Annotated in this window: 9 protein-coding genes; 4 read left to right on the plus strand and 5 right to left on the minus strand. The window is 73.4% G+C overall.

Annotation, left to right across the window (positions count from 1 at the left end):
* Window positions 1-125: 125 nt before the first annotated feature.
* Window positions 126-308 carry a DUF6104 family protein gene (locus AB0E98_RS08925; RefSeq protein ID WP_215085132.1) on the plus strand — a complete coding sequence of 61 codons (183 nt, stop codon included), beginning with the start codon at window positions 126-128 and terminating at the stop codon, window positions 306-308.
* 49 nt (window positions 309-357) lie between these two features.
* On the opposite strand, the gene AB0E98_RS08930 is transcribed toward AB0E98_RS08925, so the two are convergent.
* Window positions 358-1,182 carry a hypothetical protein gene (locus tag AB0E98_RS08930; RefSeq protein WP_361700188.1) on the minus strand — a complete coding sequence of 275 codons (825 nt, stop codon included), beginning with the start codon at window positions 1,180-1,182 and terminating at the stop codon, window positions 358-360.
* Between the two features lie 178 nt (window positions 1,183-1,360).
* Between AB0E98_RS08930 and AB0E98_RS08935 the strand changes: the two genes are divergently transcribed.
* On the plus strand, window positions 1,361-2,215 hold the full coding sequence (locus AB0E98_RS08935) for a DUF4097 family beta strand repeat-containing protein (protein ID WP_361700190.1): 855 nt from the start codon (window positions 1,361-1,363) through the stop codon (window positions 2,213-2,215).
* Window positions 2,215-3,234, plus strand: coding sequence for a PadR family transcriptional regulator (locus tag AB0E98_RS08940; RefSeq protein WP_361700193.1), 1,020 nt, complete (start codon window positions 2,215-2,217; stop codon window positions 3,232-3,234). The genes AB0E98_RS08935 and AB0E98_RS08940 overlap by 1 nt, the downstream gene beginning before the upstream one ends.
* Window positions 3,235-3,398: 164 nt before the next feature.
* On the opposite strand, the gene AB0E98_RS08945 is transcribed toward AB0E98_RS08940, so the two are convergent.
* The 4 genes from AB0E98_RS08945 to AB0E98_RS08960 form a co-directional block, all read right to left on the minus strand.
* Entirely contained in the window at window positions 3,399-6,044 is a 2,646-nt protein-coding gene (locus AB0E98_RS08945) for an ABC transporter substrate-binding protein (RefSeq protein ID WP_361700195.1), read from the minus strand.
* A gap of 270 nt (window positions 6,045-6,314) precedes the next feature.
* Window positions 6,315-8,963, minus strand: coding sequence for an ABC transporter substrate-binding protein (locus AB0E98_RS08950; protein WP_361700197.1), 2,649 nt, complete (start codon window positions 8,961-8,963; stop codon window positions 6,315-6,317).
* A gap of 135 nt (window positions 8,964-9,098) precedes the next feature.
* Window positions 9,099-10,538: a cellulase family glycosylhydrolase gene (locus tag AB0E98_RS08955; protein WP_361700200.1), complete on the minus strand. Its 1,440-nt coding sequence runs from the start codon at window positions 10,536-10,538 to the stop codon at window positions 9,099-9,101.
* 7 nt (window positions 10,539-10,545) lie between these two features.
* A complete protein-coding gene (locus AB0E98_RS08960) occupies window positions 10,546-11,508 on the minus strand; it encodes a zinc-binding dehydrogenase (protein ID WP_361700203.1) in 963 nt (320 codons plus the stop codon).
* 222 nt (window positions 11,509-11,730) lie between these two features.
* Here AB0E98_RS08960 and AB0E98_RS08965 point away from each other — a divergent pair, with 222 nt between their 5' ends.
* On the plus strand, window positions 11,731-13,110 hold the full coding sequence (locus AB0E98_RS08965; RefSeq protein WP_361700206.1) for a hypothetical protein: 1,380 nt from the start codon (window positions 11,731-11,733) through the stop codon (window positions 13,108-13,110).
* Window position 13,111 lies beyond the last annotated feature (1 nt).

A 13,111-nucleotide genomic window follows, 5' to 3' on the forward strand; every position in this document is an offset into this window, starting at 1 on the left:
ATGCGGCAGGCACAGCAGGCTAGCCCCCGGGCGGGACGGACGCGAGAGGCCGTGGCCAAAGGCGGGTGGCCCGCGCGGCCTATCCTGGGCGGGACCGATTGGCTCATCCCCTGACGGAGATCACGTTGTACTTCACCGACCGCGGCATCGAGGAGCTGGAGAACCGGCGGGGCGAGGAGGAGGTCTCCCTCGGCTGGGTCGCCGAGCAGCTCCGTACGTTCGTCGACCTCAACCCCGACTTCGAGGTCCCGGTCGAGCGCCTGGCGACGTGGCTGGCGCGGCTGGACGACGAGGACGACGACGAGTAGTACGCCGAAATGCCGGACGGGCTGACGTCGTCAGCCCGTCCGGCATTTTTCAACGCTCGCGCGACCGCCAGACGTCGTACGCCAACGTGAGCGCCCCGTCCACCACGAGTGCCGCCCCGGCGACCCGCAGGCTGCGGCGGCCGTCGCCCCGCCGCCCGAGCGCCCAGAGCGACACCCCCGCCGCGATCTCCACCGCGCCGAGCGTCCGCGCCCGAGGCCCCCGCGTCCACCGGCCCAGCGGCCCCCGCTCCGACGCGTCGAGGCCGTCGCGCACCACCGTGCGCCAGCCCGGCCACTCGACGGTCTCCGCCTCCGGGGCCGCGTCCGCCGCCGCGCGCAGTTCGGCGGCGGCGGTACCCGGGGCCAGGCCGGGCGGCAGGTGCAGTCCGGCCCGGGCCAGGACGGCGACGAGCCCGAGCACCCGCGCGGCCGCGTCGGCGTCGGAGTCCGGCAGGGTGAGCCGGTCGAACGCCTCCGCGTCCAGCACCGGGTCCAGGCCCAGCCGGGCCCGCAGCGCCGTCATGGCGCTCTCCTCCCCGAGCGGGGAGCCGTCCGCCAGCCAGGTGTAGCCGGCCGTGCGGCGGAAGCCCGCCGCGACGACGAAGCCGGCTCCTTCCGCGTCCCACCACAGGCCCACGGTCGTCCAGGGTTCGGCGACGGTCAGGGCGTGCGCCCAATCGGCCGTCAGGGCGGCCGGGGTCGCGTCCTCCGCGCGCCAGGCCTCCTCCCCCGGGACCAGCACGGTCCACTCCTCCCCCGCCGGGGCGAGGAACAGCGGCTCGCGCAGGAGCTGGGCGGACGGACGGACGCGGTCGGGCTCGGCCCGGCAGAGCAGCAGGACCCCCGCCGCCGGACTGTGATCAGTAGCGGACATGCGTCAACGCTATGCCACTCCGAAGCCCCTTGACTTCCCGGGGCCACGATATATCGTGTTAGATGGAAGACGCGATATATTGCGTCGCGAGTATCCGAGGTGTGCCGCACGACGCTTGCCATGCCGCACCATGCCGCACGCCCCGCCACGCAGTACGCCCGTACGGAGGAGGCCCGGAATGCCGGACCGGTCGCAGTGGTCACTGGCCGCACCCCAGAAGCTCACCTTCGAGGAGCCCGTCACGGCACTCGCGGTGCGCATCGTGGGCGGCACCGTCAATGTCGTGGGCAAGGACAGCGGCCCCGCGGGGCTGGAGCTGTCCGAGATCGAGGGAGCCCCGCTCGTCGTCACCTTGCGGGACGGCACCCTCACGGTCGCCTATGACGACCTGCCCTGGAAGAACATCCTCAAGTGGTTCGACCGCAGCGAGTGGAAGCGTTCCGCCACGATCACACTGACCGTGCCCACGGCCACCCGCGTCGAGACCGGCGTCGTCGGCGCGAGCGCCGTCGTCTCCGGCATCGCGGGCCCCACGGCGGTCAAGGGCGTCACCGGGGACATCACCCTCGTCGGGGTCAGCGGCGAGGTCCGCGCGGAGTCCGTCTCCGGGCGGCTGGAGGCTCAGTCCCTCGGCGGCGACCTGCGCTTCAACTCCGTCTCCGGCGACCTGACCCTGATCGAGGGCACCGGCGGCCGGGTCAAGGCGGAGTCCGTCAACGGCGACATGACCATCGACCTCGCCGGCACCGCCCGCACCCCCGACCTCGCGCTGACCACCGTCTCCGGCGAGGTCGCCATCCGGCTGCCGCAGCAGGTCGACGCCGACGTCGAGGCCAACACCACCAGCGGCCCGGTCTCCTGCGCCTTCGAGGACCTGCGGGTCGGCGGCCAGTGGGGCGCCAAGCGGATCACCGGCACGCTGGGCTCGGGCGGCGGCAAGCTCAAGATCACCACTGTCTCCGGCGCGGTCGCGCTCCTGCGCCGGCCGCCGTCCCCCGATGACGACGCCCCCGCGTCGGGAAAGGTCCTCTGATGCCCCCCGTCTTCGGCCACGGCCGACTGCGCCTGTACCTGCTGCGCCTCCTCGACGAGGCCCCGCGCCACGGCTACGAGGTCATCCGCCTGCTGGAGGAGCGCTTCCAGGGGCTCTACGCCCCCTCCGCCGGCACCGTCTACCCCCGCCTCGCCAAGCTGGAGGCGGAGGGCCTGGTCACCCACACCACCGAGGGCGGCCGCAAGGTCTACTCGATCACCGATGCCGGCCGCGCCGAACTCGCCGACCGGCGGGGCGAGCTGGCCGAGCTGGAGCTGGAGATCCGGGAGTCCGTCGCCGCGCTGGCCGCCGACATCCGCGAGGACGTGCGCGGGGCCGCCGGCGACCTGCGCCGCGAGATGCGCGAGGCCGCGCTGAAGGCCCGTACGGACTCCGCGGCCGGCGGCTCCGGAGGCCCTGGAGACTCCGGAGGGGATTACTTCGCCGGGGCGAAGGAGGAATTCCGCAAGGCCAAGGAGGAGTGGAAGGAGCAGGCTCGCCGGGCGAAGGAGGAGAGCCGCCGCGCCCGCCAGGACGCCCAGACGGCCCGCCAGCAGGCCCGGCAGGCCCAGGAGCAGGCGCGCCAGGAGGTGCGGCGCATCACCGAGCGCGTCCAGGAGCAGGTCCGTGAGCACGCCCGGCACGGCGACTGGCCCGCGGGCATCACCGAGGGCGTCAGCGCGCTGGCCAAGGAGCTCGGCACGCTGGCGGGGCAGATGCGTGCCGGACGGACTCCGGGGCACTCCGCCGACGAGCCGGAGCCGGTGATCGTCGTGGAGCGCGCGGAGGACGAGCCGCTGAGCGCCTCGTATCCGCTGCCCGAGTGGGCGGTCGCCGATGACGCCCTCTCCAAGGAACCGGCCCGCGACCTCGACCGGCTGCTGGACCGCTTCCGCGACGACGTGCGCGACGCGGCCCGCGACCACGGGGTGACGCCCGATCAGCTCCGGCAGGCGCGAGGCCACTTGGCGGCCGCCGCCGTGCAGATCGCGGACCTGCTGAAGGCGCCACGCGACTGAGGCGCCCCGTAGGGGCGCGGGGCGGTGTCGTCATGCGGCTGCCGCCGCGTGGGCACGACCGGCCACGGACGGCCCGAAGCCACCTGACCGCGCTTCCCGTGAAGCACTTGCGGCCCGCACGGCCGAGCGGGCCGAGGGGCGCGGACAGGCGCACGCCTGCCCGCTCACGGCAGATCCGTCGTGTCCCGGGGGCAGTCGTACGCGTCCCCCGGCCCCCACTCCGTCTTCTCGTCCCCGCTGTCGCGGACCCCGCATTCCAGCGCCACCTCGGGGCCCTGCCGGGTGTCGTGGAGGATCAGGAGCCGCTTGTCCCGGGGCACCTTCCGGCCCTGGTCGTAGACCAGGGTCCCGGTGGCCCCGCGCACCCCGTCGCCGCCCCCGGCCCCCGCCGCCAGCACGGTCTGCACCGTGTCGCGCGAGAAGGAACCGGTGCCGGAGGTCTGGCGGGCGGTGTTCACGGCGGTGGCCAGCAGTCGCAGGGCGTCCCAGGCGACGGGGGCACGGCCGTCGTTGCTCCACAGGTCGTCCTTGCCGTACGCGTCGAGGTACTGCGCACGGAAGGCCCGGCCCACCTCGTTGGGCCAGTAGCTCTTGGGCACGGCGTGCGCCGCGTAGTAGAGCCGTACGCCCGAGTGGCGGCTGCTGGGCTGCTGGGCGTCCACGACGGCGCTGGTCAGGTCGTTGCCCCCGAGGGCCGTCACATGGCCCCGGCAGGAGGTGCCGTTGTCGAACTCGTCGAGGAACGCGGAGAATTCATTACCCCGGCCCGCCCAGTACACCACCGTGCGGGGCTCGGCCCGGATCCGCCGGCAGACGGAGGCCGCCATGTCCGTCAGGGTGCGGGCCCGCTCGGTCCGGTCGTCCTGCGGCGGGTCGAAGGGCGCCTCCGGCTCCGCCGTGTAGAGGATCGTGCGGGTGTTCTTGAACTCCTGGACGAACCGGCGGCGCAGATTGTCGCTGTAGCGGTCGGTGGGGTCCGCGACGACCACCGCCTCCCGGGCGGGAGCGCACACACCGGGCGAGGTCTCCACGATGTTGCCGCGGCGGGCGAACTCGGCGGCGACGCGCGCCTCGCGCCGGTTGTCCGGCGCCACCTGCCGGTACATATGGTTCTGCTGCATCTCCTCCGCGGTCGTCACCGTGCCGATCACGGGCAGCCCGGCGGCGCCGAGGGTGTCCCGGGCCTTCAGGGTGGCCGCCCGGCTCTGCCCCAGCCCGACCACGCCCATGATCTGCTGGCTTCCGCCGCTCTTCCGCTCCTCCTCGGCCTCCTTGGCGATGCGCTCGGCCACCTCGGGCGCCTTCGCGAACTGCTGGCCGCCGTCCTCGACCCGCACCCGCAGCCACACCTTGCGGGCCACGTCCCGGGAAGCCTCGCGGTTGAGCGCCTCCTGGGCGAGGGCGATGCCGCGCAGTTCGGGGATGGAGCCGCTGTACATGCCCTCCTTCCAGGTCCCGGCGACGGCGGGCACCCCGAGGTAGACGACGGTGCGGACGGCCGTGTTGGGGCGTCTCGCCGCCGCGTCGGCCTCCGCGTTCTGCGCCCTGATGGCGGACAGCGCCTGCTCGTACAGCTCCTTCGGGGAGGCCACGGGGACCTTGCCCGGGGCGGCCGGCTCCGGCATGGCGACGCTCGCGCCGACGCACTCGGTGCTGGTCTCCGCGCCGATCCGGGCCACCGCGAATTGCGCGACGAGCGACAGCGCCGCGACCCCCGCCACGGCCATGACGGCGGCCTCGACGCGCGGCGCGACGTCGGAGTACACCCTGCGGGGCCGGATCTCCGGGTAGCCGCGCAGCCTGCTCTCGGCCTCCTCGTCGGGGCGACCGTCGTAGGGCCCCACCCCCACGGTCACGGTCCGGCCCCGGCCCCGGCCCTGGCTGCGGGTCCAGGAGTCGACGGTGGTCGTGGCCGCCGCGAGGGTCTGGGCGGTGTCCCGGCCGTCCCGGCCGACGGCCAGCAGCACCACCGCCGTGCTGCCCGTCCGCTCGACCGCCTGGGGGAAGCCCTGGACCACGCTCTCGGTGGCCGAGTGGGGCGCCCCCGCCCGGGGGAGGACGAGGACGAAGCGGCTCCGGCGCCGCCGGACCCACGGTGACAGCGCGCGCCTGCGCTGGACGGCGTCCTCCAGATCGCTGAGCAGCGCGCACAGCAGCGCGTCGTTCCGGCCGGCGACGACCGCCTCGTGGTGGGCGAAGAAGTCGCCGCCGCGCTCGGAGGAGATCCCCGCCCAGCTCCGGAACCAGCCGTTCTTGCCCATCATCCGGCGCTGCTGCCGCCGCCCGTACAGCCAGCGCGGCAGCACGCCGAAGAGGGGCCGACGCGCCCAGTGCCACAGCCAGCCCGGGACGCTCGCGGGTGCCTGGTCGTCGCCGCTGATCGCGTAGAGGGCCTTGAGGAAGAGCGAGGTCTTGCAGCGTTCCGCGTAGCACTGGTCTCGGAAGTCCTTCGCCTGCACCGCCGGTTGGGTCTCCCGGGTGCGCGCGTCGGCGAAGGCGCGCAGGAGTTCGTAACGCGGCAGCCGTAACCGGCCGAAGCCGGCGGGCCGGTTGTCACGCAGGGCGATCTCGATCTCTTCGAAGGCATCGCGGGTGCGCGAGGTGGTGCCGGCGCGCCGCGTCGCCTCCTGGACCCGGGCGAACGGGACGAGCGCCCGCCCCCGGACCCTCAGTCGCTGGCACTCGCCGTCGGCGACCCGCTCCGCCTCGTCCCCGCCCGGCGGTGACACGAGGAGCACCCTGGCGGAGGGGCCCCGGCGTCCCGGTGGCACCAGGACGAACTCCTCGAAGGCCGTGACGAAGTCCCCCACGGACGGCAATGGTGGTACAGGCGTGGACACGCTTCACCCCCCGAACGGCCCGGAACCGGGCCGGCGAGTCCCTCCCATGACGGACGGCCAGGGCAAGGGACACGGGGATACGCCCCCGTGCGCCCATCATCCTCAGCACGCCGGGGGTGCGCCACCCACTCCGGCGCACTACGCCGCGCGCCCCCGCATGACGCCCACCGCGGCCCCGGCGTGACGCTCACCGCACGCTCGGCCCGGATCACGCTCGGCCCGGATCACGCTCAGCCCGGATCACGCTCGGCCCGGATCCCGGGCGTCCCTCGGGCAGTCGTACGCGCCGCCCGGCCCCCAGGACGTCTTCTCCTCCTCGCTGTCGAGGGCCCCGCACTCCAGCGACACCTCGGGCCCGTCGCTGGTGTCGTGCAGGATCAGCAGCCGCTTGTTCACGGGCACCTTCCCGCCGTTGGCGAAGGCCAGGATCCCCGTGGCGCCCTGGATGCCGTTCGGGCCGCCGACACCCTTCACCAGGTCGGACTCGACCATGCCCCGGGTGAGGAGGGACGAATGGGAGTCCTGGTAGGCGGTGTTGACGGCCGTCGACAGCACCCGCATCGCGTCCCAGGCGAGGGGGGCCCGGCCGTCGTCGCTCCACCGGTCGTCGTCGCCGTAGGCGTCGAGGTACTGCTGGCGGAAGAGCCGGCCCATGGAGTTGGGCGGATAGCCGTCGGGCAGGACGTGCGCGGCGTAGTAGAGCCGCACCCCGGGATGGCGCTTGCTCGGCTTCTGGTCGTCGACGACCACACCGGTCAGGTCGTCGCCGCCGAGCACCGTCAGCCGCCCGTTGCACTCCGCGCGCCCGTCGAACTCGTCGAGGAAGGCGGCGAATTCGTTCTGCCGGGCCGCCCAGTAGAGCACGGTGCGCCGGTCCTCCTTGATCCGTCCGCAGACGATCCGGGCCATGTCCGACAGGGTGCGCGCCCACTCCGTGCGGTCGTCCGGCGGAACGCGCCGTTCGGACGCCTTGCCGGGCTGCGCCGAGTACCAGATCGTCCGGGCGTCGGGGATCTGCTCGACGAACCGCGTGCTCAGATTGTCGCTGTAGGTGTCCTCCGGGTCGGCCACGACCACCGCCCGGCGGGCCGGGACGCAGCGGCCGGGCGAGATCTCCACGAGGTTGCCGTGGCGGGCGAAGGCCGCGGCGATCCTGGCCTCGCGCCGGTTGTCGGGGGCCACCTGCCGGTAGAGGTCGCTGCGCTGCATCGCCTCCGCCGTCGCCACCGTGCCGACCATCGGCACATTGGCGGCCGCGAGGATGTCCCGGGCCTTCAGGGTGTCCGGCCGGCTCTGCGCCAGCCCGACCACGCCCATGATCTGCTGGGCGCCGGACGGCTCGGCCCGGATCTCCCGCGCCAGCCGATCGGCCACCTCGGGCGCCTTGGAGAAGCGCATCCCCGCGTCCTCGACCCGGACCTTCAGCCGCACCTTGTCGGACACCCTGGCCGCCTCGCCGTTGAACTCCCCCTGGGCCAGCGCGATGCCGCGCAGTTCGGGGATGGCGCCGCTGTAGATGGCGTCCTTCCAGGTGTCGGCGAGCGCGGGCACGCCCAGGTAGACGACGGTGCGGACCATCGCGTGGTTCACCCGCGCCGCCACGTCGGCGATGTCGTTCTGGTTCTTGATGGTGTCCAGGGCCTCCTGGTACACCGCCTTGGGGCTCCGGCCGGTGGTCTTGCCCGGGGGCGCCGACCTCGCCCCGGGTACGGTCGCGCCCAGGCACCGGGTGTCGGCCGCCCGGGGGAACCAGATCATGCCGCCGTAGGCGATGAGCGACAGCACCACGACGCCCGCCACCGCCAGGGCGAGGGCCTCCAGGCGCGGGGCGACGGCGGAGGGCGTCCTGCCGCCGGGATTGATCTCGGGGTAGCTGCGGAACCAGCTGTCGGCCTCCACGTCGGTCCGGCCGTCCTGGGGCGGTACGGCCACGTGGACGGACCGCCCCCGGCCCGTGCTCTGGCCGGGCGTCCAGGAGTCGACGGTGTTGGTGGCCGTCGCGAAGGACTGGGGTGCCTCCCGCTCGTCCTGATAGCCCACGGCCAGCAGGGCCACTGCGGTGCTCTTGGTCCGCTCGACCGCCCGTGGGAAGCCCTCGACCACGCTCTCGGTGAGCGAACGGGCCGCACCCGCCTTGGGAACGACCAGGACGAAGCGGGAGCGGCGCCGCCGGACCCACGGCGAGATCCGGCGCCGCCGGACGGCGTCCTCCAGATCGCCGAGCAGCGCGCACAGCAGCGCGTCGGCCTCGCGCCCGGTCACCTCCTCGTGCTGGGCGAAGAAGTCGCCGCGCCCGTCGGGGATCCCCGCCCAGCGCCGGAACCAGCCGTCCTTGCCCATCATCAGGCGCTGCTGACGACGCCCGTACAGCCAGCGCGGCAGCACCTCGAACAGCTGTCGCAGGGGTTGCCACGCCCAGGACGCCATCCCCGGCACGTCGGCGAGGCTGATCGCGCGCAGTAACTTGAGGAGGACCGAGGTCTTGCGCCGCTCCACGAAGCACTTGTCGCGCAGGTCCCTCGCCCGTACGCCCGGATCGCGCTCCCGGGAGCGGGCCTGGGCGAAGGTCCGTACGAGGCGGTAGCGCGGCAGGCGCAGCCGGCCGAACCCGTCGGGCAGATTGTCCAGCAGGCCCTGCTCGATCTGCTCGAACACGTCCGGGGCCCCCGGTGCCTCCAGGACCCGGACGTACGGGACGAGCGCGCGCCCCGACACCCGCAGCCGTCCGCACTCCCCCGTGGCGATCCGCGCCGCCACATCCGGATCGCCCTGCGGCATGAGCACGACCCTGGCGGAGGGGCCGCGCCGCTTCGGTGGCACCACGACGAATCTCTCGAACGCCGCGATGAAGTCCCCCACGGACGGCAACGGTGGAATCGGCGAGGACATGGCTTCACCCCCGGCGGCCCGGAACCGGACCAGCACACTCATTCACAACGACGCGCAACCGCGCGGTGAACAGCAGGGCGAGCGCCCCCGGAGTGCATCATCCTCAGCGCTTCGGAACAGCGCCACCGCTCCTCGTCAGTTCACGGTGCGTCCTGCCATGGCCATGACCGTGACCGGTCCCGCCGCCCGTCCCGGAGCGTGGACGAACACCGTGCCGCGCCGGCCCGGCCGTACGGTTTCGGTGCTGGTCCGCGCCGGTCCGGTCACCGTAACGCGCCAGCCGTGGGGGGTGGGGGGCAAGGACAACTCGCTGGTTCCTCCCGGAGAGGGAAGATAGGTGAGCCGGTAGGAGTGCGCGCCGGGGTCGTACGCCTCCGCGCGGGGCGTACCGGCCACGGCGGGGGCGTACGGGCTGGCCGTGCGCTCCTTGTTGGGGCGGAAGCGCCCTTGCCGGTCCATGGCGCAGTACGTCTCCCCGTAGCACCACTGCCAGCTCGCCCATCCGGACGCGTAGCGCCCGATGGAGGCGACGGCGTCCTCGTAGAACCGGCCCATGTGGGGCAGCGAGCTGTCGAGCGGCCCCCACTCCCCCACCACGACGGGCACGTGGTACTCGCGCGGGTAGCGGACGACGGCCGCCTCGTAGGCCTCCAGCCAGCCGGACGCGGGGTCGTAGTCGCGGCCCGCCTCCATGGCGGCGTTGTAGAAGTGCGGCGCGTAGACGAGTCTGGGGTCGGCGACCCGGCCCAGCCCGGTGGGCTTGCCCTCGCCCGCCGCCGGGGTGGGCTCGATGAAGATCCAGTGCTTCCGGTCGACGGCGCGGACGGCCCGCGCGATACGCCGGTACATGGGGGTGATCTGGGTGGCCTCGATACGGCGGGCGGCCGTGAACATGTCCTCGCCGGGACGCAGCCGGCCCATGGGCTCGTTGATCAGGTCGTAGCCCAGGACGGCCGGGTGTCCGGCGAGCCGGCCGGCCAGCACCTGCCACATCCGCGTCTGGGCGAGCCGAAGGTCGGCGTCCTCGTAGAGGTGCTCGAAGGCGGCCTGGACGGCGGGTTCGAAGTACTCGGCGAACCAGTCGTCGGGGTGCTGCCGGTAGGGCAGTCCGTCAGTGCGGGTGGCCCAGGCGGGGATGCCCCGGTGGTCGCCGAAGGCCGGTCCGTAGACGTCCTGGTGGGCGTCGACCAGTACCCGGACGCGGTACTTCGCCGCCCAGTCCAGGACGCGTTCGATCTTCCGCAGATAGGGTTCGCTGTACTCGCCGCGCCGGGGTTCGAGGTCGTCCCAGAAGACCGCCAGCCGGGCGAAGCCGAATCCTTGCCCGGCCATGTCGCGCAGCGAGCGCTCGGTGATGTCCTCCAGGGCGCGTTCGCCCCGGTGCTCCTTGTCCGCGAGGTTCCAGCCCCGCAGGGTGAGCGCCCGGCCGTGCTCGTCTGTCAGGTGAGGGATACCGGCGCGGGGCGGGGCCTGGGCCTCAGCGGCGTGGGCCCCGGCGGCCTCGGGAGCGAGAAAAGTCAGGACACAGCTGATCGCGGCGAGGAACGCCGCCGTGCGCGTGCGTCTCTTCGGCATCCGTCGTTCATACCGTCAGCACGACCTTCCCGAACAGATCGCCGCTGTGCATCTTTTCGAAGCCCTCACGGGCCCGGTCCAGGGGCAGCACCGTGTCGATCACCGGCCGGACACCCGTGGCCGCGCAGAAGGCGAGCAGGTCGGCCAGCTCCTCCTTGGTGCCCATCGTCACGCCCGCGACATGGAGTTCATGGAAGAAGATCCGCGTCAGCTCGGCCGCCGGGGGCCGGTCGCCACTGGTCGCACCGGAGATCACCAGAGTGCCGCCGGGCCTGAGCGACTTGACCGAGTGCGACCAGGTGGCCGCGCCCACCGTCTCGACGACCACGTCCACGCGGTGCGGCAGCCGGGCCCCCGGCTCGTACGCCGCCTCGGCGCCCAGCTCCACGGCGCGCTCGCGCTTGGCCGCGTCGCGGCTGGTCGCGAAGACCCGCAGCCCGGCCGCCGCGCCCAGCACGATCGCCGCCGTGGCCACCCCGCCGCCGGCACCCTGCACCAGCACGCTCTGCCCGGGCCGCGCGCCCGCCTTGGTGAACAGCATCCGGTAGGCGGTCAGCCAGGCCGTGGGCAGACAGGTGGCCTCCTCGAAGGACAGCTCCTTCGGCTTGGGCAGCACGTTCCAGACGGGCACGGCGACGCGTTCGGCGAAGGTGCCCTGGTAGCGCTCGGTCAGGATCGAGCGCGGCTCGCCGGGCCCCACGCCGTGGCCGGTCTCGCCGACGACGGAGTGGAGGACGACCTCGTTGCCGTGCTCGTCGACGCCCGCGGCGTCACAGCCGAGGATCATCGGCAGCGTGTCCTCGCCGATCCCCACGCCGCGCAGCGTCCACAGGTCGTGGTGGTTGAGCGAGGCGGCCTTGACGTTGACGATCGTCCAGCCTGGGCGTGCCACGGGCTCGGGGCGTTCCCCCAGCTCAAGGCCGTTCAACGGCTGGTCGCGGTCGATGCGTGCGGCGTAGGCGGCGAACATGAGCCGAACCTAGTGGCGGGGCACGGCGGAGGAAACCACATGGCGCTGTGACACGCGCCGCGTCGCATCACGACGTGATCCGCGTCCACGCGCTCACTCCGGCAACAGCCGTATCCGGAGCGGAGGCGGCCTCGCTCCTCATTGACCGGGGACCGACCGGACTGTTGGCTTCCTCCGCGTACTCCACGCGCATATGCGCGACCACGCGAGGGGGGAACAACCATGCGTCGTTCCAGACGCGCCGCCCTGACGGCGGCGGCGTTACTGGCCGGCTCCATGACCGTCCTGTCGATGACCGTCCTGCCGACGACGACCACGGCAGCGGCGGACACACGGGCGGACCGGCCACCGCACACCGAGCGCGCGAGCGTCACCGCCTCCGGCGCCCAGGCGGACAACTCGTCCTACACGCCCACCGTCAGCGCCGACGGACGGTACGTCGCCTTCCTCTCCGAGGCGACCGACCTCGTGCCCGGCGGCCGGACCGGCAGACACCTCTACGTCAAGGACCTGCGCACCGGCGCGGTCGAACAGATCGCCGTCCCGGACAGCGCCGCCCCGGACAGCGCCGGGATCGAGGGCGAGCCCGAGCACGTCTCGATCAGCGGGGACGGGCGGTACGTCGTCTTCGAGGGCGTCCACCTGCTGCCGGACCGGGCCGGCATCCGGCGCGACGTCCTCGTCCACGACCGCCGGGCCGGGCGGACCAGCCGACTCCTCCCGGACCTCACGACGCCGGGCGACCTCTCCGACCCGGTCATCAGCGCCGACGGCCGCCACGTCGCCTTCGCCTCCGCCCGCGCCGACCTGATGCCCGGCGGGACCAACGGGTACAGCCAGGTGTACGTACGCGACCTGGCGAAGGGCACCACGAAGCGGGTGAGCGTCAACGGCGCCGGCGCGCCCGGGAACGACTCGTCGGCGGAGCCCGTGATCAGCGCGGACGGCAGCCGGATCGGCTTCCGGAGCAAGGCCACCGACCTGGCCCCCGGCCACGGCCCCACCCCGGGGGACGACGCCCAGGGGCCCGGGAAGCCGCGCTACCGGCCGCTCCGGCTCCATGTGTACGACCAGCGCGACGGAACGACGCGGCGGGCCTCCGAGACCCTCGACGGCCGGGCCGCCAGGCTGATCCCCGGACTGGGAATCAGCCCCGACGGGCGTTACGTCGTCTTCTCCAGCAACACGGACGGCATCGTGCCCGGGCCGGACACGGGCCATACGGACGTCTACGTCCGGGACCTGGAGACCGGCGAGGCACGGCGCGTCAGCGTCACCGGCGACGGCTCCCCGGCCGACGGGGGCTCCTACAGCAGCGGGATCATCAGCGCCGACAACCAGCGGGTGATCTTCATTTCCGACGCAGGCAACCTGGTACCCGGCGACACCAACAACACGACGGACGTGTTCGCGAAGGACCTGCGGACCGGCGCCGTCCAACGGCTGAGCGTCGCGAGCGACGGAACGCAGGGCAACGCCATGTCGACCACGGCCGGCGCCGACGCCTCCGGCCGCACGGTGGCCTTCAGCAGCATGGCCGACAACCTGGTGCCGGGGGACACCAACGCCACCTGGGACGTCTTCGTACGCCACACCCGCTGAA

It is taken from the genome of Streptomyces sp. NPDC037389, from assembly GCF_040636475.1.
GTDB classification, from domain to species: Bacteria; Actinomycetota; Actinomycetes; order Streptomycetales; family Streptomycetaceae; genus Streptomyces; species Streptomyces hesseae.

Bases quoted from the DNA above. Each gene is read 5' to 3' on its own strand.
- AB0E98_RS08930 (WP_361700188.1), bottom strand. From the start codon at position 1,182: ATGTCCGCTACTGATCACAGTCCGGCGGCGGGGGTCCTGCTGCTCTGC.
- AB0E98_RS08955 (WP_361700200.1), bottom strand. From the start codon at position 10,538: ATGCCGAAGAGACGCACGCGCACGGCGGCGTTCCTCGCCGCGATCAGC.
- AB0E98_RS08935 (WP_361700190.1), top strand. From the start codon at position 1,361: ATGCCGGACCGGTCGCAGTGGTCACTGGCCGCACCCCAGAAGCTCACC.
- AB0E98_RS08950 (WP_361700197.1), bottom strand. From the start codon at position 8,963: ATGTCCTCGCCGATTCCACCGTTGCCGTCCGTGGGGGACTTCATCGCG.
- AB0E98_RS08960 (WP_361700203.1), bottom strand. From the start codon at position 11,508: ATGTTCGCCGCCTACGCCGCACGCATCGACCGCGACCAGCCGTTGAAC.
- AB0E98_RS08940 (WP_361700193.1), top strand. From the start codon at position 2,215: ATGCCCCCCGTCTTCGGCCACGGCCGACTGCGCCTGTACCTGCTGCGC.
- AB0E98_RS08965 (WP_361700206.1), top strand. From the start codon at position 11,731: ATGCGTCGTTCCAGACGCGCCGCCCTGACGGCGGCGGCGTTACTGGCC.